General features: G+C 49.9%; 14 protein-coding genes. 7 read left to right on the top strand and 7 right to left on the bottom strand.

Annotated features, from left to right (window positions below; all coding sequences use genetic code 11):
- Positions 1-42: 42 nt before the first annotated feature.
- Positions 43-1,221 (bottom strand): ATP-binding protein, encoded by a 1,179-nt coding sequence (locus H8S52_RS05955; RefSeq protein ID WP_016661454.1) that lies wholly within the window; start codon positions 1,219-1,221, stop codon positions 43-45.
- Between the two features lie 161 nt (positions 1,222-1,382).
- On the opposite strand from H8S52_RS05955, the gene H8S52_RS05950 reads away from it, so the two are divergent.
- On the top strand, positions 1,383-2,561 hold the full coding sequence (locus tag H8S52_RS05950) for a hypothetical protein (protein WP_186909465.1): 1,179 nt from the start codon (positions 1,383-1,385) through the stop codon (positions 2,559-2,561).
- A gap of 197 nt (positions 2,562-2,758) precedes the next feature.
- Here H8S52_RS05950 and H8S52_RS05945 read toward each other — a convergent pair whose 3' ends face one another.
- Positions 2,759-4,213, bottom strand: a complete 1,455-nt coding sequence (locus H8S52_RS05945; RefSeq protein ID WP_186909464.1) for a glycoside hydrolase family 10 protein — start codon at positions 4,211-4,213, stop codon at positions 2,759-2,761.
- A gap of 200 nt (positions 4,214-4,413) precedes the next feature.
- Between H8S52_RS05945 and H8S52_RS05940 the strand changes: the two genes are divergently transcribed.
- The 3 genes from H8S52_RS05940 to H8S52_RS05930 are packed head-to-tail and all read left to right on the top strand — an operon-like array spanning position 4,414 to position 6,574.
- Positions 4,414-5,829, top strand: coding sequence for a carbon starvation protein A (locus tag H8S52_RS05940; protein ID WP_022103602.1), 1,416 nt, complete (start codon positions 4,414-4,416; stop codon positions 5,827-5,829).
- Positions 5,830-5,844: 15 nt separating this feature from the next.
- On the top strand, positions 5,845-6,069 hold the full coding sequence (locus H8S52_RS05935; RefSeq protein ID WP_186909463.1) for a hypothetical protein: 225 nt from the start codon (positions 5,845-5,847) through the stop codon (positions 6,067-6,069).
- Between the two features lie 25 nt (positions 6,070-6,094).
- Positions 6,095-6,574: a hypothetical protein gene (locus H8S52_RS05930; protein WP_005657737.1), complete on the top strand. Its 480-nt coding sequence runs from the start codon at positions 6,095-6,097 to the stop codon at positions 6,572-6,574.
- A gap of 157 nt (positions 6,575-6,731) precedes the next feature.
- Here H8S52_RS05930 and uvrA read toward each other — a convergent pair whose 3' ends face one another.
- Positions 6,732-9,503, bottom strand: coding sequence for an excinuclease ABC subunit UvrA (gene uvrA, locus H8S52_RS05925; protein WP_117902887.1), 2,772 nt, complete (start codon positions 9,501-9,503; stop codon positions 6,732-6,734).
- A 72-nt stretch (positions 9,504-9,575) separates the two neighbouring features.
- Here uvrA and H8S52_RS05920 point away from each other — a divergent pair, with 72 nt between their 5' ends.
- Positions 9,576-11,087: a glycoside hydrolase family 10 protein gene (locus tag H8S52_RS05920; RefSeq protein ID WP_117954493.1), complete on the top strand. Its 1,512-nt coding sequence runs from the start codon at positions 9,576-9,578 to the stop codon at positions 11,085-11,087.
- Between the two features lie 10 nt (positions 11,088-11,097).
- Here H8S52_RS05920 and H8S52_RS05915 read toward each other — a convergent pair whose 3' ends face one another.
- The 4 genes from H8S52_RS05915 to purL form a co-directional block, all read right to left on the bottom strand.
- Positions 11,098-11,667, bottom strand: a complete 570-nt coding sequence (locus H8S52_RS05915) for a chromate transporter (protein WP_186909462.1) — start codon at positions 11,665-11,667, stop codon at positions 11,098-11,100.
- A gap of 56 nt (positions 11,668-11,723) precedes the next feature.
- The gene (locus H8S52_RS05910) at positions 11,724-12,275 is read right to left on the bottom strand and encodes a chromate transporter (RefSeq protein ID WP_060385308.1); all 552 of its coding nucleotides are present in this window, start codon (positions 12,273-12,275) and stop codon (positions 11,724-11,726) included.
- Positions 12,276-12,300: 25 nt separating this feature from the next.
- Positions 12,301-16,353, bottom strand: a complete 4,053-nt coding sequence (locus H8S52_RS05905; RefSeq protein ID WP_186909461.1) for a response regulator — start codon at positions 16,351-16,353, stop codon at positions 12,301-12,303.
- A gap of 216 nt (positions 16,354-16,569) precedes the next feature.
- The gene (purL, locus tag H8S52_RS05900) at positions 16,570-20,277 is read right to left on the bottom strand and encodes a phosphoribosylformylglycinamidine synthase (protein WP_117984408.1); all 3,708 of its coding nucleotides are present in this window, start codon (positions 20,275-20,277) and stop codon (positions 16,570-16,572) included.
- A 345-nt stretch (positions 20,278-20,622) separates the two neighbouring features.
- On the opposite strand from purL, the gene H8S52_RS05895 reads away from it, so the two are divergent.
- Positions 20,623-21,276, top strand: a complete 654-nt coding sequence (locus H8S52_RS05895) for a LysE family translocator (RefSeq protein WP_005657713.1) — start codon at positions 20,623-20,625, stop codon at positions 21,274-21,276.
- Positions 21,277-21,340: 64 nt separating this feature from the next.
- Positions 21,341-21,886, top strand: a complete 546-nt coding sequence (locus H8S52_RS05890; RefSeq protein WP_117954487.1) for a DUF4924 family protein — start codon at positions 21,341-21,343, stop codon at positions 21,884-21,886.
- Positions 21,887-21,973: the final 87 nt, after the last annotated feature.

The raw sequence follows: 21,973 nt of genomic DNA, 5'->3' as shown, positions 1-21,973 counted from the left end.
AAATTGAATTTATTAAGTAAAAAAAACTCTTTGTCTGTAAATCTAATACAGGAAGCCGAACAGCCAGAGAGGTATCTGATTGCCCCGGCCTATCTCTGCCTTGTGCAATGCGTACGTCACTCCCGGATTGTTCTTGATCCTCATGCCTTCCTGACAAATCTTGAAAGGCATCACTTCGTCCACCATGAACGAAATGTTCTTGTCGCCTTTGTTCACTTTGTGGTCTTTCCACATGGTGTTTACAAAGAACGTTTCCAGCACATCCTGCTCTTCCACCTTTACGGGATAGATGGAGTACATCAGGTTGGAATTGTGCATCATTATCTTCGACGGCTTTTTGGGGAATTCTTCTCCTTTAGGATATACCATGTTGATAAGCCGTGCGTCGGCCAGATACTTGATGTAGTTCATCACCGTAGCTCTGGATGTCTGTATATCGTTGGCCAATTGGCTCACATTAGGCGCTTTCGGGCCGTCCACCGCCAACAAATATAGTAATTTTTTTATCTTTGACAGATATTTCAGCTCTATTTGTTTGATGAGCAGGATGTCCACTTCCACCATCATGTTCATCGTCTTCAGCAGATTCTCCGAGAAATTGCGCTTTTCGAGGAAAAAAGGGTAGAAGCCGTGGTGCATATAGTCCTGAAAATAGTCCAGCGGGCGTACTTTGGACAAAATGCCTTTGGCTATCTGTTCGTGGTTGCTCAGGATTTCTTCCAGTGAGTAGGCGTGGAACTTCATGTCGGTCTGCAGGTTCAGATACTCACGGAAGGAGAAACCGCGCAGGTTGTAACTTTTCGCAATGTCGCGCAACTCCAGATTTTCCTCTTTCAGGCGCATCACGGACGAGCCGGTGAATACAATCTTCAGATTGGGAAAACGGTCGTAGCACAAGCGCAGCTCCTTGCTCCAGTCGGGGTGCTTGAACACCTGGTCTATCAACAATACCTTTCCGCCGCGGCGCTGGAATTCGTAAGCGAAGTCTACCAGGCTGTGACCGGAGAAGTAGAAGTTGTTCATGTTGATAAAGAGGCAGGAGCGGTCGGTACCGAATTTCTCTTTGGCATATTGCAGCAGGAATGTGGTCTTGCCTACGCCTCGGGTGCCTTTGATACCGATAAGACGGTCGTTCCAGTCAATCTCATCCATGAGGTCGCGGCGAACGGGGGCATTTGTATGCTCTACCAGATAAGCGTGTGTTCGGTAAAATGCTTCCATGCTTTAAATTCGGTTTATCGGGCGACAAATATACGTCTTTTTTATAGAATTGCAAAGTAGAGATAGCAAAATATCTTATTTCATAGTTAAGTTTTATATATTTGTATGCTGTTCTTTTTCTCTGTAAGTTTGCAGTTCCGAATAATTATGAACTATAATCGATGGAACTATATCTTTTCAATCCGGATTCAGACCTTGCGCTTGCCAATAACGAAGCGAATTACATAGCCCCGGCTTCCGCCCGCCGTATGGCGCAGGACATGGCTTTGCTGCCGATATGGTATGCCGCTCCGGGCAGTGCGGTACTGGCGCCTTCCGCTTACAATGCGGATTTCTTGAAGCGGATGCGGGAACTCTTCGGGTTGCAGGTGCAACTGGCCACCGAGCCTGAGTTGCCCGATTATGCCGAAGCCCGAATTGTGCCGTGGGGCTGGAATCCTGCCATCCGCAGGTTCTTTCTGAAAGGGGGAGTTCGTGAAGACAGACTGCCTTCTCCCCAACTTCTTGCGGAATACAGACTGCTCTCTTCCCGTCTGCAGGCCGTGGCGGTGACGCGGCGCATGGCGGACCGCTATCCCGAATGCACCTGCGGCGAACATACGCTCCTAAACAATATTGCGGATTGTGAACGCACGGTGAATGCAATGCACGCCTGCCTGCTCAAAGTACCCTGGTCGGGTAGCGGAAAGGGACTGAACTGGTGTCTGCATGGGTTTACGAAGCCCGTCTCCAATTGGTGTGAACGGGTTTTGAGAGAGCAGGGGGGGCTTACGGCAGAACCCATATATAATAAGGTGAAGGATTTTGCCCTTGAGTTCTATTCGGACGGACAGGGCGAAGTGCGCTTTGCGGGCTATTCCGTGTTCTCCACCAATGAGCATGGCGCCTATACGGGCAATCTGCTTGCATCGGACGGACAGATAGAGGAAAGCATCGCGTGCTGTCTGTCCCTTGAGAAGTTGACGGGTATACGCGAAGCGCTGCGTGCGGAATTGGCCTCAATCTATGGGAACACGTATACCGGCTATCTGGGGGTGGATATGATGGTTTGCCGGTCAGACAAGGAGGACGGCTATCGTGTGCATCCTTGCGTGGAGATAAACATGCGTATGAATATGGGTGTTGTAGCCCGCTTGTTTTACGACAGGTTTGTGACTCCCGGCAGTAAGGGATGTTTTGCTGTTGAATACGTTCCCGATAATGAAACATTGCGTGCACGGCACGAACAGGATATGCACGATTATCCGTTGACGGTGGAGCAGGGCAGACTTGCTTCCGGCTATCTGCCGTTAGTGCCCGTTACAGGTAAAAGTTGTTACAGAGCGTATGTCCGGATATGATTCTTGCTGTTGATGCATATTTCAAGTGGCTGGTACCTGATGTACCTGCCGCTTGGTACGTCAAGTACCTTACTAAGGTACACGTCCTACCATGGTAAGAAACACGTCGTACCACAGTCAGGTACGAGACGTACCAAATAAGGAATTCTTTTGGTACATGCATCCTTTTGATTATAAACGCATTGCCTTTGTGTTTCCTATTGGCAGACGGGACTTTCGTTGCCGCAACGGTCTACGGCGGTAACTGCAAAGTATTTCCAGGTGTTCCAGGGGCGGATAGGGGCATATATGTATTCGGTTCCCTGTATGCGTTGCGCCAGTATATTCTCCGGGTTGGCGGTATCTACGGGATACGTATCGGAACCGTAGACTACATAGGTCGGCGCATTCCGCTTATCGTTGTCAGTGGCGGCTTGCCAGGTGATTTTCCAATATCCGTCGGCCAGCTTCCCGACGTTGAGTTGCGTGGGGGCGGTTGGCGGCACATTGTCTATCCACGGCATGGCGGGTTGCAGGGCGGGGGCGGTGTAGTAGTTCTCTTGAAGTATGTCATACAACCCTTGCGTATTGTCCATAAGGTACTTCACGCGGTAGTGACCTTCGCCCGCCAGGCCGTGTGCACGGGTGAAGTTTATCTGCCGTTCCACCTCGTCCACAGTCCAGTTGCCTTCGCCGGGGTCGAGGAAATAGATGCCCAGTCCGGGAATAATCTGCCGCCCGTTGCTTTGCTCCTGCCAGTCGAGGGCGAAAGGATAGAAACCGTTGCCGCGGAAGTACATCATAGGATATATCTGGTCCTGTATGCCTTCGCCCAGCCAGCCTTGTACGTCCTGATAGACGGTGTGGAACGCATTCCAGCCGCGCGACGGATAGCGGGCGGTGTCGCGGTACTTACCCACGGGGCAGGTGCTCACCTTTACCCAGGGCTTCAGCGCCTTGACGCCTTTATAGAGATAACGGACTATTTCCGTGATATTGTCACGCCGCCATTGCGCGAGGTCGCGTCCGTTGCCGTACTTCTTATAGGTATAGCTGTCGGAGAATCGCAGGGCATGTTCGGGGTAGCGCAGGTAATCGAAATGCACGCCGTCCACATCGTAATGTTCCACGACTTCGCGGACGAGGCTCATCAGGTATTCTTTGGTCTGCGGATGTCCGGGATTGAGGAAATACTCGCGTTTATAAGGTACGCAGATAGCGGGTTTGCGTTTGGTGACCGATGCCTTGCCGAGGGCGGCGACATGCTTGCGGTTGCCCAAAGGAATGGTCACCATCCAGGCGTGGCATTCCATACCGCGTTTGTGGCATTCGGCTACGGCAAAGGCAAGCGGGTCGTAGCCGGGGTTGCCGCCGGTTTTTCCTGTCAGGATGGAGTTATAAGGCTCGATGGACGATTTGTAGAGCACATCGCCCCGCGTACGGGTTTGAAACAGTACGGTGTTGAAGTTGGCGGCTTTCAGTTTGTCCAGTATCTCTACGAGTTCGTCCTGCTGCTTGCGGATGCTTTCGGGCGTGGTGGCGCGGGTGCGGGGCCAGTCCAGTCCGTAGACGGCTGTGACCCATGCGGCGCGTACCTCGTGCTTGGGCGGCCGCTGGGCGGCAAGGGGAAGAAGACAGAAGATATATAATAGTATAAGGCTTGATTTCTTCATGTTGCTGTCTTGTTTTCGGTAAATGATGATTTCTCCTTTGCGGTGAAACAAATTCCTTTTTACTTCTTTATTTCTGTTATATTTCACGGCGAAGATACGTAAATCACCTGATAAAATTGCGTAGTTTAGTTAGAAACCGTTACATTTGCATACATAAAATACATTATTAACACTTGCTGGACATTAAACATTAGCACGCCATGATTACATTTACGCTTTGCCTGCTGGCGTTGGTTGCAGGTTACTTCATCTACGGACGCTTTATAGAACATGTATTCGGGCCGGACGACCGCAAGACTCCTGCTATTACCAAAGCCGACGGGGTGGACTATATTCCGCTGCCTACGTGGAAAATCTTTATGATACAGTTCCTGAATATCGCAGGTCTGGGACCTATCTTCGGTGCAATCATGGGAGCGAAATTCGGTTCGGCATCCTATCTGTGGATAGTGTTCGGAAGTATTTTTGCCGGAGCGGTGCACGACTATTTTGCAGGAATGCTTTCGTTGCGCAACGGGGGCGAGAGCCTGCCGGAGATTATAGGCCGTTATCTGGGCGTGACTACCAAGCAGGTGATGCGCGGATTTACCGTTGTCCTGATGATACTTGTGGGAGCCGTGTTTGTGGCAGGTCCTGCCGGACTGCTCGCCAGCCTGACGCCGGAAACGCTGGACACCGTTTTCTGGATTGTGGTGGTCTTTATCTATTATATACTTGCCACCTTGTTGCCGGTGGATAAGATTATCGGCAAGATATATCCGCTGTTTGCCATTGCGCTGCTGTTTATGGCGGTGGGCATTTTGGTTATGCTCTACGTGAAGCATCCGGCATTGCCGGAAGTATGGGACGGATTGCAGAATACCCATCCCAACGCTTCGGCGTTGCCTGTATTTCCCATTATGTTTGTCAGTATCGCGTGCGGGGCTATCAGCGGTTTTCATGCCACGCAAAGCCCCTTGATGGCACGCTGCATGACGAGCGAGCGTCATGGTCGTCCCATATTCTACGGAGCCATGATTACCGAAGGCATCGTGGCCCTTATCTGGGCTGCCGCCGCTACTTGCTTCTTCCATGAAAACGGAATGGCGGAGACGAATGCCGCCGTCATTGTGGATGCCATTACGAAAGACTGGTTGGGAACAATCGGAGGTGTACTGGCTATATTGGGTGTGATTGCAGCCCCCATTACCAGCGGCGATACCGCTTTCCGTTCGGCACGGCTTATCGTTGCAGATTTTCTGGGGATGGAACAAAAAACGATGCGCCGCCGTTTATATATCTGCATACCGATGTTTTTGGCTGCTATCGGACTGTTGCTGTACAGCCTGCGCGATAAGGACGGTTTCGATATGATATGGCGTTACTTTGCATGGGCCAACCAGACCTTGTCTGTCTTTACCCTATGGGCTGTCACAGTGTATTTGGTGCGTGCAAGAAAGCTGTATTTCCTGACGCTGATACCTGCCCTCTTCATGACCTGTGTCTGTACAACGTATATCTGTATAGCGCCCGAAGGTTTCGGCCTGTCGCATCCGGCATCCTACGGCATAGGAGCAGCCGGTGTGGCGATAGCTCTGGTATGGTTCGTGCTATGGAAGAAAAGACAAACAGACTAAAAAACTCTTAAACCGATGAAGAAACTCAAGAAATCTACCGGGCTGACCGTAGCCCTGCTTATTTATGTTTCTGCCACCGCGGCGTATTTCCTGCCGCGCAATACGGAAATCAGCAATATGGAGAAATATGTAACCGTAATCGCTTCGTATGTCATCGTACTGGCGTTGTGGCTGGTGCTGCGCAAAAAAGAGGAGTTGCAGCGTAAGCGCCGTGAAGAAGATAAAATAGAACGAAAATAATTATTCACTTAAAAACGAAAACAAGATGAGAAGACTTGCATTGATCGTATGCCTGCTTATTGGCACAGTGGCTGCCCACGCGCAGTTTGAAAAAGGAAAGTGGTTCGTCAACCCTTCCGTTACCGGACTTAATTTTTCCTACAATACGGAAACGGATAAGGCTCATTTCGGTCTTGAGGTCAAGGGTGGTGCTTTTTTAATCGATAACGTGGCTTTGCTGCTGGATGCCGGCGCTACGTGGCAAGGCGGCGGAACGGATGTCTATACGTTGGGTGTGGGCGGACGCTACTATTTCAACAAGATTGGCGTATTTCTGGGAGCTGATGTAAACTTGAACCGTTACAACTGGGACGGTGGCGATAAAACCCGTTTCGGCTTCGGCATGGAGGGCGGTTATGCTTTCTTCCTGTCGCGTACGGTCACTATCGAGCCTGCCGTTTATTGGGATATAAATAAAGACCGTTCGGAATTCGGGTTGAAAGTGGGATTCGGTTTCTACTTCTAAAAAAGAAAAAGCTCTTTTTGCACAATATCTGATTTCGTCTCCTAAGATGGTTTGTTTCGTCTTAGGAGACGATTTTTTGTTTCGTGGGATGAAAAAACATCCCGTAAGACGGATTAATCTATCTTACGGGACGTTTTTGACGGGATTGTACGTTTGGTTATTGTAGTTTTTCTCTTAGGAACTGCCCTGTGTAGCTTGCCGCACACGCCGCCACTTCTTCCGGTGTACCGGTTGCCACGATATAGCCGCCTTTGTCTCCGCCTTCGGGGCCGAGGTCGATAACATGGTCGGCACACTTCACTACGTCCATATTATGCTCGATGATAACGATGGAATGGCCGCGGCGTATCAGTGCATCAAAGGCTTCCAGCAGTTTGCGGATGTCGTGGAAGTGCAGGCCGGTGGTAGGCTCGTCGAAGATGAATAGCGTAGGGTCGGCTTTCTCCATACTGAGGTAGTAGGCCAGTTTTACGCGCTGGTTCTCACCGCCGGAGAGGGTAGAGGACGACTGGCCGAGTTTGATATATCCCAACCCCACATCTTGCAGCGGTTGCAGGCGCTTCACGATTTTCTTCTGTCCGTGTCCGGTGAAGAATTCAATGGCTTGGTTAACGGTCATTTCCAGTACATCGTAGATATTGACATCATGGAATTTCACTTCCAGCGTATCTGCCTTGAAGCGTTTGCCGTGGCAGGATTCGCACTCCAGCACAAGGTCCGCCATGAACTGCATCTCTACGGTGATGGTTCCTTCGCCCTTGCACTCCTCGCAGCGGCCGCCTTCGCTGTTAAAGCTGAAATGGCCGGCGGTATAGCCCATTTGTTTGGCGAGGGGCTGTTCTGCCCAAAGTTTGCGTATTTCGTCGTAGGCCTTTATGTAGGTTACGGGGTTGGAACGCGAGGACTTGCCGATAGGGTTCTGGTCTACAAACTCTACGTTGCGTAGATTTCGCAGGTCTCCGCTGATAGAGGCAAACTCGCCCGGTCGGTCGGTGCATTCGTCCAGCTCGCGTTTGAGGGCGCGGAAGAAGATGTCGCGTACGAGTGTGCTTTTACCGGAACCCGATACGCCGGTGACTACGGTCATTACATTGAGCGGAAAGCGTACGTCCACGCCTTTCAGATTGTTCTCGCGGGCGCCTGTGATTTCAATATACTGGTTCCACGGGCGCCGGCTTTCGGGCACGGGAATGGTTTCCTCGCCCAGAAGATAACGCACGGTGTAGCTGTTGCTGTTTTTTTGCAAATCCTTCATGTCTCCCTGGTAGACAACCTCGCCGCCCAGACGTCCGGCCTTGGGACCGATGTCGATGATATAATCGGCGGCCCGGATGATTTCTTCGTCATGTTCCACCACGACCACCGTATTGCCCAACTGTTGCAGTTGGCGCAAGACGTGTATCAGCTTGTCCGTGTCGCGGCTGTGAAGTCCGATACTCGGTTCGTCCAGAATGTAGAGACTGCCCACAAGACTGCTTCCCAGGGAAGTTGCCAGATTGATACGTTGGCTTTCACCGCCGGACAGCGAATTGCTGAGGCGGTTCAGGGTGAGGTATCCCAAACCTACATCCAGCAGGAAGCGGATGCGGTTGTTGATTTCTATAAGGATGCGGCGGGCAATGTCGGCATCATGCTTGTCCAGCTTCAGGTTGTCGAAGAACACTTTCAGTTCGGTAATGGGCAGGTCTACCAGTTCGGAGATGCTGCGTCCGCCCACCCGTACATAACCGGCTTCGGGCTTCAGCCTTGTACCGTGGCATTTGGGACAAAGGGTTTTGCCGCGATAACGCGCCAGCATAACGCGGTATTGTATCTTGTACTGGTTTTCCTGCAACATTTTGAAGAAAGCATTGATACCCTCGAAGTAGCGGGTTCCGTCCCACAGCATGCGGCGCTGTTCGTCGGTCAACTGGTAGTAGGGAGTGAAAATGGGGAAGCCGGCTTTCTCCGCACCGCGTATCACCATGTCTTTCCATTCGCCCATTTTCTCGCCGCGCCAGCACACCACGGCGCCGTCGTATACGGAAAGGGAGCGGTTGGGGATGACGAGATGTTCGTCGATGCCCACGACACGTCCGAAGCCTTCGCATTCCGGACATGCGCCGATGGGGGAGTTGAACGAGAACATCTGGTCGTTGGGCTCTTCAAACGTGATGCCGTCCGCCTCGAACTTGGTACTGAAACGGTACAGGCTGGTAGTGCCGTCCGGTTGGTAGAAACGCAGCAGGCAGGCTCCGTCACCCTCGTACATGGCGGTTTCGGCGGAGTCGGTGAGGCGGCTGACGGCATCTTTCTCGCCGGAAACCGTCATGCGGTCTACCAATAGGAATACGGTGTCACCGTCTTTAGGCTGATACTCGTCAATGCGCACCATTTCTCCGTTCACTTCCAGTCGGTTGAACCCTTGCTTCAAGTCTATTTCCAGTTGCTGCTGCAAGGTACGTCCTTCGCGGAGCAATATCGGGGTGAGCACGGTATAGCGTGTTCCCTCAGGTTGTCGGAGCATGCAGTTCACGATGTCCTCGGTGGAGTGTTTCTTTACCTCCTGTCCGCTGACCGGACTGAAAGTCCGTCCCACACGGGCGTAGAGCAGGCGCAGGTATTCGTAGATTTCGGTAGAAGTGCCTACGGTGGAACGGGGATTGCGGCTGCTTACTTTCTGCTCGATGGCAATGGCAGGGGGGATACCCTTGATGAAATCGCATTCGGGCTTACTCATACGTCCCAAAAACTGGCGGGCGTAACTGCTGAGGCTTTCCACATAGCGCCGTTGCCCCTCGGCATAGAGTGTATCGAATGCGAGCGAGGACTTGCCGGAACCGGACAGTCCGGTTATGACGACCAGCTTGTTGCGGGGAATTTCCACATCAATATTTTTCAGATTATTGACGCGTGCCCCCTTTATGATGATAGATGTATTTTTTGCCATAAGACGATTGAAAATGAATTGAGTTGCAAAGATAATCATTATCTTTGCGACACAATATTTAAAAAGAATAAAATGAAAGTGAGAAATCTCCTCTTGTTACTGGCTTTCTGCTGCCTTTCACTGGCTGTACAGGCACAGTTCGTATCCACATCCGCACATCCTAAACGTGAATTTCGTGCCGCATGGATTCAGGCGGTAAACGGACAGTTTCGTGGCATACCGACCGACCGGTTGAAGCAAATCTTGATAAATCAGTTGAACTCCCTGCAAGGTGCAGGTATCAATGCCGTTATTTTTCAGGTGCGTCCCGAAGCCGATGCGTTGTATGCTTCGCAGTACGAACCGTGGAGCCGTTTCCTGACAGGTGTGCAGGGCAAAGCCCCGGAACCTTATTGGGACCCTATGCAGTTTATGATTGAGGAGTGCCACAAGCGGAGCATGGAGTTTCATGCCTGGATTAATCCGTATCGGGTAAAGACTTCGTTGAAGAACGAGCTTTCGCCCATCCATATTTATAATTCGCATCCGGAGTGGTTCGTGACGTATGGCGACCAGCTTTACTTCGACCCTGCGCTTCCCGAAAGCCGCAATCATATCTGTAAGGTGATAACAGACATCGTGTCGCGCTATGATGTGGATGCCATTCACATGGACGATTATTTCTATCCCTATCCTATCAAGGGAAAGGATTTCCCGGATGATGCCAGCTTTGCACGCTATGGTGGCGGTTTCAGCAATAAGGCGGACTGGCGCCGCAGTAATGTGAATATTCTCATTCAGAAAATACATGAGACGATCCGCGGACTGAAACCCTGGGTGAAGTTCGGCGTGAGTCCTTTCGGTATCTACCGCAATCAGAGCAGCGATCCGCTGGGCAGTGCTACAAACGGTTTGCAGAATTATGATGATTTATATGCCGACGTACTTCTGTGGGCACGCAAAGGGTGGATTGATTATAACATACCGCAAGTGTACTGGCAGATAGGACATCCGGCTGCCGACTATGAAACTTTGGTGAAGTGGTGGGCAAAGCATACAGAGAACCGTCCTTTGTTTATCGGCCAGTCTGTAATGAATACGGTACAGAATGCCGATCCGAAGAATCCGTCCGTCAATCAGCTTCCCCGCAAGATGGCTTTGCAGCGGGCATATCAGACAATCGGCGGCAGTTGCCAATGGCCTGCCAGCGCAGTAGTGGAGAATGCCGGCAAATACCGCGATGCGCTGGTTGCCGAGTATCATAAATATCCGGCTTTGCCGCCCGTATTTGACTTTATGGACAATGAAGCTCCGGATAAGGTGCGCAAGGTAAAACCGGTGTGGACTGCCGACGGTTACATCCTTTTCTGGACTGCTCCGAAGTTCAAGGATGAAATGAACCGTCCGGTACAGTATGTTGTCTACCGCTTCGGTTCGAAAGAGAAGGTGGATATTGACGACCCTTCGCACATTGTGGCTGTTACGCGCAATACGTTCTATAAGTTACCTTATGAGGATGGCAAGACGAAGTACCGTTATGTGGTTACGGCGCTCGACCGCCTGCACAACGAATCCAAATCTGTAAGCAAGAAAGTGAAGCTGTAGGAATCAACTGTCAATAAAGTATCAGCCCTGCTATTCCGCATACTATAATCATCAGTATGGGGTTGACCTTATATTTTCTTGTTCCGATGAAAGCTGCAAGGAAGATGATGATACTGATGATGAAAGAGTATATATCTTCCTGGGGCGAACTGAAGTTCTCCGTGTTCATCAGCACCAGCGCAGCCGATGCCAGCAGTCCTACTACCGCCGGGCGAAGTCCGCTGAATACGGCTTCTACTGCCGGGTGCTTCTGATATTTCAGAAAGAATTTGCTGATAGTGAGCATCAGGATGAACGAAGGTAGCACTACGGCAAAAGTGGCTACGCAAGACCCAAGCACTCCCATGCTCGTGCCGTATTGTTCGGCTATCGTGGAATAGCCTACATAGGTTGCCGAATTGATGCCGATAGGGCCGGGAGTCATCTGGCTGATTGCTACGATGTCGGTAAACTCCTGCGGTGTGAGCCAGCCGTAACGGGTGACTACCTCACCTTGTATCATGGACAGCATGGCGTATCCGCCGCCAAAACCGAACAGGCCGATTTTAAAGAATGTGTAGAATAGATGGAGGAAAAGCATGATGTAGTGATTAGTGGTTAGTGATTAGCGATAAGTGGGGCGGTTTTGTTTAATTTTTAACTGTTGGTTTTCGGGAAACGCAGCCTTCCGAACAGGTATCCGCCTATACCGGCAGCAATGATAATCCAGATGGGGGAGAAGCCCAATAACCAGATAAGCAGAGCCGAGACAATAGGAATCCATATCGTGTAGCGGTTGATTTTGGCGGATTTGGCCATACTGAAAGTCGGAGCGGCTATCAGTGCTACAACTGCCGGACGGATACCCTTGAAGATACGCTCTACGTAGACATTGTCTTTGAAGTTATGGAAAAACAAGGCTATGGCAAGGATAATGAGGAAAGAGGGCAGTATCGTTCCCAGGGCGGTAACGATGCTTCCCCGTATTCCACGCAGACGGTAGCCTATGAATATGGATATGTTGACCGCAAGGATGCCCGGTGCCGACTGGGCGATGGCAAGCAGGTCTATAAAATCCTCTTTGGCTATCCACCGGCGTTTCGTTACGATTTCGTCCTCAATCAATGGAACCATGGCATAGCCGCCGCCAATGGTGAATGCACCGATTTTAAAGAAAATGGAAAATGCTTCGGTATATATATTCGTCATATCATGTGTAATGCTGTAATTCGGTTTATTGTTTGCCCTCTCCAATATTTCCTTCTTCTTTTGCATATTGGCTCGGACTGATATTAAAGTGTTTCTTAAAGACTTCACGGAAGTATTTGGCATCGCTGAAACCGGTCATTTCGGCAACTTCGGTGATGGTGTACTTTTGTTCCTTCAGCAGTTGCATGGCACGTTTCAGGCGTATCAACCGTACATAATCTCCCGGAGCCTGGTCGGTCAGTGCCTTTAACTTGTTGTAGAAACTGGTACGGCTCATGTTGAGCAGGGTGCAAAGCACATCAATCGTGAAGCTCGGATTGTCCATGTTGTCCTCTACATTCTTCTTGATGCTGGCAATGAATTTCCAGTCCAAATCCGTAGAACAGTTGATGCATTCCGTATTGTGGGTATCATCGTTCAGCTCCAGATTGCCGTATCTGTGGCGCAATAAGGCACGGTTGGCAAGCAGATTGGCAATGGTGGCGCGCAGGATTCCGATGTTAAACGGTTTCACGACGTATTCATCCGCTCCGGTTTGCAGCCCGTCGATGATGTTTTTGTCCGTATTGAGGGCCGTAAGCAGGATAACGGGGATGTGCGAGGTATCAATGTCATTCTTCACTTTCTGGCACAGTTCATCACCCCGCATTTCGGGCATCATGATGTCCGAGATAATCAGGTCGGGGAAATACTCCTTCACGATACAAAGCGCCGATTTTCCGTTGGAACATACTTGTACATGGTAGTTCTCCGCCAGCGTACGCCGCAGGTATTCCCTCAGTTCGTCGTTATCCTCTACTATCAGTATTTTCTGGCGGTTACCGGCATCCTGAGTTTGCTGTTGGGCATGTTCGTAACCCTCTATGGGCGTGTTGAAGGCAGGGGTGTCCGGAGTGCCCTTTTCCGGAGAGGTGATTTGTTCCGGTTCATTGTTCTGTTCCTGCTCTTTGGTGGGAGCAGGACGGTGTATGGCCTTGCGGTAGCGTTTCTCGCCTTTAGGGAAAGATACTTTGATGCAGGAGCCTTTTCCTTCGGTGCTGGTGAAGTTGAGCTTTCCTTTATGCATATGCACGAGTTTCCATACAAGAAGCAGTCCGATGCCGCTGCCGGTTACTTTGGAATTGATGGCATTGCTGCCGCGGAAGTGCATCTTGAACAGCTTTTTCTGCTCGTCCAGTGGAATGCCGATACCCGTGTCACTGACTTCCACGTTCCAGGTATCTTCCGTTTCGTAAGCATAGACATGCACGCTTCCGCCTTCGGGCGTGTATTTCAGTGCATTGGATATGATATTCTTCAAAATGGAGTCCATCTTATCCTTATCCAGCCAGACATTCAGATAGCGGAAGTTGCTTTCGTAAGTCAGGTCGATGTGCTTTACGGAAGCGTATGAACGGAAAACATTGACAATGTCGGTCATATAAGCTCCCAGTTCGTATTCGGATACGTAGAAATTGTTCGAATAGGTATCCGCACGTTCAAAGTTTATGAGGTTGGTTGTGAGACGTAGCAGGGCGTTGACGTTGCGAAGCGCCGTGCTGAGGTTGTCCGTTCCTTCCTTGCTTAGTTTCTCACGGTCGGAGAGTTCTTCCAACGGTGCTTTGATGAGCGTCAGCGGAGTACGGATGTCATGCGCGGTGTTGACAAAGAAACGGATCTTGTCATCGGATATCTTTCGTTGCTTGCGCAATACGATTATGCGCAATGCGATGCTTGCAATTGCAACAAGGATAAGCGCATACAGTAATAATGCCCATATGCTGAGCCAAATGGGTTGCTCGACAATAATATCTATGCTGCGCTCTTCCAAGACCATACGCCGGTCTTCACTGGATATGGCGCGGACACGCAGGGTGTAATGACCGGGATTCAGATTGGTGAACCGGATGACATTTTCCTCTCCCGGACGGCTCCAGCCGTCATAGAATCCTTCCAGTTTCCACGAATACAGGATGAGGGAAGGATAGTCATAATTGATGGACGATACCTGAAGCGAAAATATATTCTGGCTGTATTTCAGTTTCAGGCTTTTGGTTTCGTCGATATCCAAAACCAAAGGAGAACCTTCGTCTTTGGGGTATACTGTTTGGTAGAAAACGCGCAAATCGCTGAATATCATGCGCGAACTGTACTCGCGGGGCAATACCATGTCTCTTGGAAATTCTATGGCTCCGTCGGTACTTCCGAAAATGGCATTCCCGTTCTTGCGCAGTGTTCCGGAGTTGGCATTGAAATGGTCGGAATGCAGTCCCTGCTCTTTGGTCCAGTTATGGAATCTTTTTTCTTTGAGGTAGAAACCGCTCAGTCCGTATTCTGTGCTTAAGAGAATATCATCTTTTCCGTCTGACAGAATTGTATAGATATTGTTGGAGATAAGTGCGCAGTTATCTTTATGATAGTGTTCAAAGTTCTGCCTGGCAGGGTCGTAAATCAGCAGACCGGAATTGTTTGTGCCGATATACAGCAGTCCGTTGGGGGCCTGATACAGGGAGTATATATAGGAGGACTCTACCGGCAGCGTTATGTACCGGTATTTGCCGGTTGCTTTCTCCAGCAGGTATAAGCCGTTGGCTGTACCTATCCACATGTATTTTTCGTCCCGCTCCTTGATGTCCGTTATAACTTCCAGCCCGAGTATCGATTCAATGTTTTTATGTTTCAGGTCTATTCTTTTCAGGTTGTAGTATCCCCCCGACCAGATATAACCGTCTCTGTCTTTGGTAATGGAACGGATGTACTTGTCGGGACGAATCGTTGCGCCACCGAACAAGGCGGGCGTGAAAAAGCTGACAGAACGCTTTTTCTTATCTATCTGGTAGATGCCGGAACTGTAGCCGCCTACCCAGATAATGCCGGGACTGACCTCGCACAGAGACATGAATGTATGGCTCTGGTTCTTCTGCTCCTTATCGTAGACGCTCAAGAACGAATGCCATTGTTGGGTACGATGCTCATACAGGCTGATGCCGTTGTTGGTGGCATACCATAGGTCGCCCTCTTCGTCTTCCATAACGGCGTTTACCTGATCGTTGATGGGGGACTGTTTGTTACCGATGGAATGCTTTATCCATTTGTAATCGCTGTACCGGTTGTTGCGTACGGTAATGCCGATAGGATAGTTCGCCATCCAGATGCGTTGCTCGTTATCCACATATATGTCGTAGATTGTATTGCCGTTCATGGCGTTATATCGGTTGAAGTCGGCCACGATGTACGGTTCGGACCGGTAAGTGTCCACATCCATCTTGTAGACACCTGCACCGTCTGTCGCTATCAATATGTCTTTTTCGCCGAAGGTACAGATACGGTTGATGCTGACATCTATCAGGCCGGATTTGATGTGGAACGCCTTATGAAGGTTCAGATCGTATACATAGATACCTCTTTGAAAGGTTCCGATAAAGATTTTGCGGCTGCCTTTATGAAAGAACAGCTCGTTGATTTGCAGTCTTAGCGTATCCAGTTTCTCGCAAGGGCTTAGCGCAAGCACATTGTTTCTCAGTTCGGCATAATGCACGCCTACATCCGTGCCTATAAAATAGTGGGTCTCGTCTATCTGCTCGATGTCGGTGATGCTTTCGTTGATTTCATTCTTTATGACAACAGTTGCTTTTGTCAGGCTGTTATATAGGTAAATGTTTCTTTGGTTGCAGAGCCATATTATATTATTATCATCGATAAATCCATAGCTGACGGGAGTATGCAGGCCTTCCGTTTCGCTTTTGGGCAATTTATATACCAGTTGGAAACGGTCGTGCTTGCTTTCATAACAGAACACGCGTCCTTGCTTGCCTATTTCCCATAGCCTTCCCTGCGAATCCGAATACAGCCAGTTGAGGTTCATCATGGAGTTGATTTCATCTTCGCCGTCCATGAGTTTATAGTGCTTGAATTCCTTTCCGTTATAACGGTCGATACCGTCGTGCGTGAGGAACCACATGTAACCTTTAGGCCCTTTTTGAATCGCATATACCCGCCTGTTGCTCAAACCATCCTCTACGCCGATGTAGTTATATGTCTGAGCGGCAGCCAGAAAGGATGATATAAGGAAAAGAAAGAAAAAGAAATGCTTTTTCATATTAGCCGATTTTGGTATTTGAGTTTGATAAAGTTGGGGGGATTTAATATTAACACAAAAGTAGTGAAAATGTTTGAGATATGCAAAAAAGGAAATACAGAGTGGTAAAGCGGCAGGATGGAAGGCGGTGTGGAGATATAAGAAATGTGCCAAAGCTCCTGCAAAAGCAGAGTCTTTGGCACATTATCCATTATTGCATTACAGTTTTACACGTGGTTATTTTCCAGTCTTTTCTTCCACCCACTTGCGTGCGTTGACAAATGCCTCTATCCATGGGGTAACCTGGTCGCTGTGAACGCGGTCTTGCGGATAGTAGCCGTTCTGCCACGGGAAGATGGAGCGTTCCAGGTGAGGCATGATGGCCAGGTGGCGTCCGTCGGTGCTGGCTATTGCCGCAACAGAGTAGTCGGAGCCGTTCGGATTGCCCGGATATTCGTCGTAGGTATATTTTGCCACTACATTGTACTTGTCTTCATCGTAAGGCAATGAGAATTTTCCTTCTCCGTGTGCCACCCAGATACCGAGCTTGCTGCCGCTCAAAGAGCCGAACATTACGCTGCGGTTGGTAGGGATAGTCAGGCCGATAAAGGTCGATTCGAATTTATGGGAATCATTATGCAGCATCTTTCCCTTCTTTTCGTGGTCGGGAGTGATGAGGCCTAATTCCATCATAAGCTGGCAACCGTTGCATACGCCGAGAGACAGCGTGTCTTCGCGTGCATAGAACTTGTCGAGCGCCTCTTTGGCTTTTGGGTTGAAGAGGAAAGCGCCTGCCCAACCTTTGGCGGAACCCAATACGTCGGAGTTGGAGAAGCCGCCGCAATAAACCACCATGTTTACGTCCTCCAGCGTTTCACGTCCGCTGATGAGGTCGGTCATGGTGACGTCTTTCACATCGAAGCCGGCAAGATAGAGTGAATAGGCCATTTCGCGTTCGCCGTTGGTTCCCTTTTCGCGGATAATGGCGGCGCGGATACCGGTCGGGGTACGACGGTTCGGGTCGAGACCGTATTGCGAAAGCTTACCCTTGAATTCAGGCCGGAATACCAAATCCAGCGGCTGCATCTTGTAGTTCTCGAAACGTTTCTTGGCGCATCCGTTCATGGACTGTTTGCGGTCCAGCAGATACGATGAAGAGTACCAGACATCACGCATGTAGTCCACGCCGAACTGGTAGGTAGCGCCGTCTTTGCTTACGAGAATATGACGTTCGTCGGTCGGCTTACCGATTTTGATATAGCCTACACCGGCATCTTCCAGTATCTTCTTGACTTCTTCCTTATGCTTGTTGCTCACCTGGATAACGATACCCGGGTTTTCGGCAAACAATATCTTGACGAGATCCTGCTCTTTCATCTTGTCGAGGTCGATTTCCATACCGCCCTCTACATTGGCGAAGCACATTTCGAGCAGCGTAGTGATAAGACCGCCGGCCGAAATGTCGTGTCCGGCAAGAACAAGTCCCTTATTGATTAATTCCTGTACAGCCAGGAAAGCGTCACGGAAGTATTCGGCATCTTGTACGCAAGGAACTTCGTCGCCTACTTTACCCAGTGACTGTGCGAAGGCGGAGCCGCCCAGCTTCAGCTTGTCGAAACTGAAGTCGATATGGTACAGCGTGGTTTTCTCATCGTTGACAAGCACGGGAGATACCACTTTCTTCACATCTGCAACCTCGCCGCCTGCAGATACGATAACCGTACCCGGAGCGATGACTTTGCTGCCGTCGGGATATTTCTGCGTCATGGACAAAGAGTCCTTACCCGTGGGAACATTGATTTGCAGGGCGCAACAGAAGTCGCTCAATGCCTTTACCGCCGTATAAAGACGTGCGTCCTCGCCCTCTTGCGAGCGGCACGGCCACATCCAGTTGGCTGATAGGGACACGCTGTCCAGACCTTCGGCAAGCGGAGCCCAGATCAGGTTGGTCAACGCTTCGCTGACGGAGAGGATAGAACCGGCTGCCGGGTCGGCAAGGGCTGCCTGCGGAGCATGTCCCAAAGAAGTTGCGATACCTTTTTCGCCGCGATAGTCCAAAGCTACGACACCGCAGTCGCTCAACGGCAACTGGAGTTCGCCCTGGCATTGCTGGCGGGCAATCTTACCTGTTACGGAACGGTCTACCTTATTTGTCAACCAGTCTTTGCAGGCAACGGCTTCCAGTTGGAGTACGTTGGTAAGGTATTCGTGCAGTTGCGACAATTCGTATTCCGGCATTTCATAATGACGTTCTACGGTCTTGTCCACCATATAGGTTTTGGGTGAAGAGCCGAACATCTGTTCTACGGCAAGGTCGAACGGGCGTACGCCGTCGGCTTGCTGGAAAGCGAAGCGGTGGTCGCCGGTGGTTTCACCGACTACATACATCGGAGCGCGTTCGCGTTCGGCTACCTTACGTACGTGTTCGATGGCCTCTTCCTGAATCAGCAGACCCATGCGCTCCTGACTCTCGTTGGCTATGATTTCTTTGGCAGACAAAGTCTTGTCACCGATAGGCAGCTTGCTCATGTCGATAAGTCCGCCGCACTCTTCTACCAGCTCGGACAGGCAGTTTACATGTCCGGCAGAACCGTGGTCGTGGATGGAAACCACCGGGTTGGTGTCTTCTTCGCAAAGCGCACGTACTACGTTGTAAGCACGTTTCTGCATCTCTGCATTGGCACGCTGTACGGCATTCAGCTCGATGCCGCTGCTGTAGCGTCCCGTATCTACGGATGACACGGAACCGCCGCCCAAACCGATGCGGTAGTTGTCGCCACCGATCACGACAACCTTGTTGCCGGCTTCGGGAGCGCCTTTCAGGCAGTCGCGTTGTGTACCGTATCCCACACCGCCGGCAAGCATAATGACTTTGTCGTAACCGTACACCTCATCTTTCTCTTTGTGTTCAAAGGTGAGTACGGAACCGCAAATCAGCGGCTGGCCGAACTTGTTTCCGAAATCGCTGGCGCCGTTGGATGCTTTGATCAGGATTTGTTCGGGAGTCTGGTACAGCCATTTGCGCACCGGAAGTATTTCTTCCCAGGGACGGTCCTCGTCCGTGCGGGGGTAGGAAGTCATGTATACGGCTGTTCCGGCAATAGGCCATGAGCCTTTACCGCCGCCCATACGGTCGCGGATTTCACCGCCCGTACCGGTAGATGCACCGTTGAAAGGCTCTACGGTGGTAGGGAAGTTGTGGGTTTCGGCTTTCAGGGAGATAACACTCTTGATGTCCTTTATCTGGAAGAAGTCGGGCTTGGAGTGGTCTGCCGGGGCAAACTGCTCGATAACCGGACCTTCGGCAAAGGCAACATTATCTTTATAGGCCGATATAATCTTGTTCGGATTTTCCTGGGTGGTCTTCTTAATCATCTGGAAGAGGGAAGATTCCTGCTCCACTCCGTCGATGATGAATGTGCCGCCGAAAATTTTGTGACGGCAGTGCTCGGAGTTGATTTGCGCAAAACCGAATACCTCGGAGTCGGTTAGCGGACGTCCCAGGTCTTTCTCCACTTTCTTGAGGTAATCCATCTCTTCTTTGGAGAGCGCCAGACCTTCTTTTTCGTTGTATGCTTCCAGGTCGTCAATGTGGATAATCGGTTCCGGCTGGCGGTTGGTCGTAAATACGTTTTGGTCCAGACCTTTATACATACGTTGCAGCATCGGGTCGTGGTCTGCGTTTTCATCTTTCACAGGGAAATATTCTTCGATACGGGTGATACCGTTCAGACCCATGTTCTGGGTGATTTCCACAGCATTGGTACTCCAGGGAGTAATCATCTCGCGGCGCGGACCTACGAAATGTCCTTTCAGGTTGTCTTCACTTTCGGGGGTGGCTTCTCCAAAAAGCCAGCAGAGTTTGTCGCTGTCTGCCTGGGTAAGTTCGTGGTCGCATTCTACGGCAATCACGCTCTTGGATGGTGTTCTGAAAAAAAGAATCATACTTTTATTTAAGAGTTTACGATTTGCTACTTTGTGATTGAAACTATGCTATTGTCTGTCAGTTAGCTTCTTCTCTTTTCTTCCTGGGTGCAAAGATAGTACAAACCGGAGGCAGAATAAAACGAACTTGTCTGTTTTTTTATGCCGGGATGCAGTTTACCTTTGCTTTTGGCGCAAAGATAAAGAAAATCGTCGGGTGGGAGAAAGAAAAGGAAATAAAAAACTTCAGTGGAATGGGGGAAGTCCGCCCCGCCGGATGATTGACTTTGTATCTAAACTCCTTTTCTGACGAAAAAACGTTAACTCTATTCGGTTGTCTCATAAAAAAGTCCGATATTTGCAGGCATGATTCAGATAGAGACCATACTTGACATATTATGGAAAGGGTTCATAATAGGTGTTATCGTATCTGCACCGTTGGGCCCCGTAGGAGTATTGTGCATTCAGCGTACTTTGAACAAAGGGCGTTGGTATGGTTTTGTGACCGGTATAGGCGCCTCGCTGAGTGATATTGCCTATGCTTTGCTGACAGGCTACGGAATGAGTTTCGTATTCGATTATGTCAACAAGAATATCTTCTATCTGCAACTGTTCGGGAGTATCCTGCTGCTGATATTCGGTATTTATACGTTCCGCAGTAATCCGGTGCAGTCCATTCGTCCGGTATCCACCAGCAAGGGGTCTTACTTTCACAATTTTATCACAGCGTTCGCTGTCACTCTCTCCAATCCGCTTATCATATTTCTTTTTGTAGGCCTTTTTGCGCGCTTTGCTTTTGTAAGCGAAGGCGTGTTGGTCTTTGAGGCCGTTACGGGGTATCTTGCCATTGCTTTGGGAGCATTGACGTGGTGGTTTGGAATTACCTTTTTTGTCAACAAGGTCCGTACGCAATTCAATTTACGCGGCATTTGGATATTGAACCGTATTATCGGCGGCATTGTCATGGTGGTATCTGCATTCGGACTGGTGTTTACGCTGATGGGTGAATCGCTCTATTAGTTACGGGAACGGACCGCGGTATCTTGGTGAAGAATATAAATTATAAATCATAAATCATCTCAACGTGAAGATTTCACAGCAACTGAAAGAGAAGAATATTGCCGAATACCTTATATATATGTGGCAAGTGGAGGATTTGCTTCGTGCTAACAAGTGCGATATAGACCTGATTCGCAGCAATGTCATCTCCCGTTATCCTGCCGAAGAACATGCGGCTCTGGAGGAGTGGTACGGCAATCTTGCCGATATGATGCGTGCCGAGGGGGTGACGGAGAAAGGGCATTTGCAGATTAACCGCAACGTTATCCGCAACCTTACGGACCTGCATGCCGATTTGTTGGCTTCCACGAAGTATCCCTTTTATAATGCGGCATATTTCAAAGCGTTGCCTTTTATTGTGGAATTGCGGCAAAAGAGCGGACAGGCGGAAGAATCCGAATTGGAGACCTGTTTTGAAGCGCTTTACGGCATACTGCTGCTGCGTTTGCAGAAAAAGGAAATCAGCCAGGGCACTGCCAAGGCGATAGAAGCCATCAGCAGTTTTCTTTCCCTGCTTGCCAATTATTACGACAAAGAGAGGAAAGGCGAGTTGAAACTGGATAATGACTGACGGAATGTTTGCATGAAGCAGGGTAATAGTCGGGTGATAAATAGTAAACTGAAAATAGTCAACGTACCTGTGTGTTGGAGATAAAAG

Source organism: Bacteroides sp. NSJ-48, assembly GCF_014287405.1.
Taxonomy (GTDB): domain Bacteria; phylum Bacteroidota; class Bacteroidia; order Bacteroidales; family Bacteroidaceae; genus Bacteroides; species Bacteroides stercoris.
The sequence above is the reverse complement of the archived record's forward strand: the minus strand, read 5'-3'. Positions and strand labels throughout refer to the sequence as shown.

Bases quoted from the DNA above. Each gene is read 5' to 3' on its own strand.
- H8S52_RS05935 (WP_186909463.1), top strand. From the start codon at position 5,845: ATGAAGAAACTCAAGAAATCTACCGGGCTGACCGTAGCCCTGCTTATT.
- H8S52_RS05950 (WP_186909465.1), top strand. From the start codon at position 1,383: ATGGAACTATATCTTTTCAATCCGGATTCAGACCTTGCGCTTGCCAAT.
- H8S52_RS05930 (WP_005657737.1), top strand. From the start codon at position 6,095: ATGAGAAGACTTGCATTGATCGTATGCCTGCTTATTGGCACAGTGGCT.
- H8S52_RS05955 (WP_016661454.1), bottom strand. From the start codon at position 1,221: ATGGAAGCATTTTACCGAACACACGCTTATCTGGTAGAGCATACAAAT.
- purL (WP_117984408.1), bottom strand. From the start codon at position 20,277: ATGATTCTTTTTTTCAGAACACCATCCAAGAGCGTGATTGCCGTAGAA.
- H8S52_RS05895 (WP_005657713.1), top strand. From the start codon at position 20,623: ATGATTCAGATAGAGACCATACTTGACATATTATGGAAAGGGTTCATA.
- H8S52_RS05940 (WP_022103602.1), top strand. From the start codon at position 4,414: ATGATTACATTTACGCTTTGCCTGCTGGCGTTGGTTGCAGGTTACTTC.
- uvrA (WP_117902887.1), bottom strand. From the start codon at position 9,503: ATGGCAAAAAATACATCTATCATCATAAAGGGGGCACGCGTCAATAAT.
- H8S52_RS05905 (WP_186909461.1), bottom strand. From the start codon at position 16,353: ATGAAAAAGCATTTCTTTTTCTTTCTTTTCCTTATATCATCCTTTCTG.
- H8S52_RS05945 (WP_186909464.1), bottom strand. From the start codon at position 4,213: ATGAAGAAATCAAGCCTTATACTATTATATATCTTCTGTCTTCTTCCC.
- H8S52_RS05910 (WP_060385308.1), bottom strand. From the start codon at position 12,275: ATGACGAATATATATACCGAAGCATTTTCCATTTTCTTTAAAATCGGT.
- H8S52_RS05915 (WP_186909462.1), bottom strand. From the start codon at position 11,667: ATGCTTTTCCTCCATCTATTCTACACATTCTTTAAAATCGGCCTGTTC.
- H8S52_RS05920 (WP_117954493.1), top strand. From the start codon at position 9,576: ATGAAAGTGAGAAATCTCCTCTTGTTACTGGCTTTCTGCTGCCTTTCA.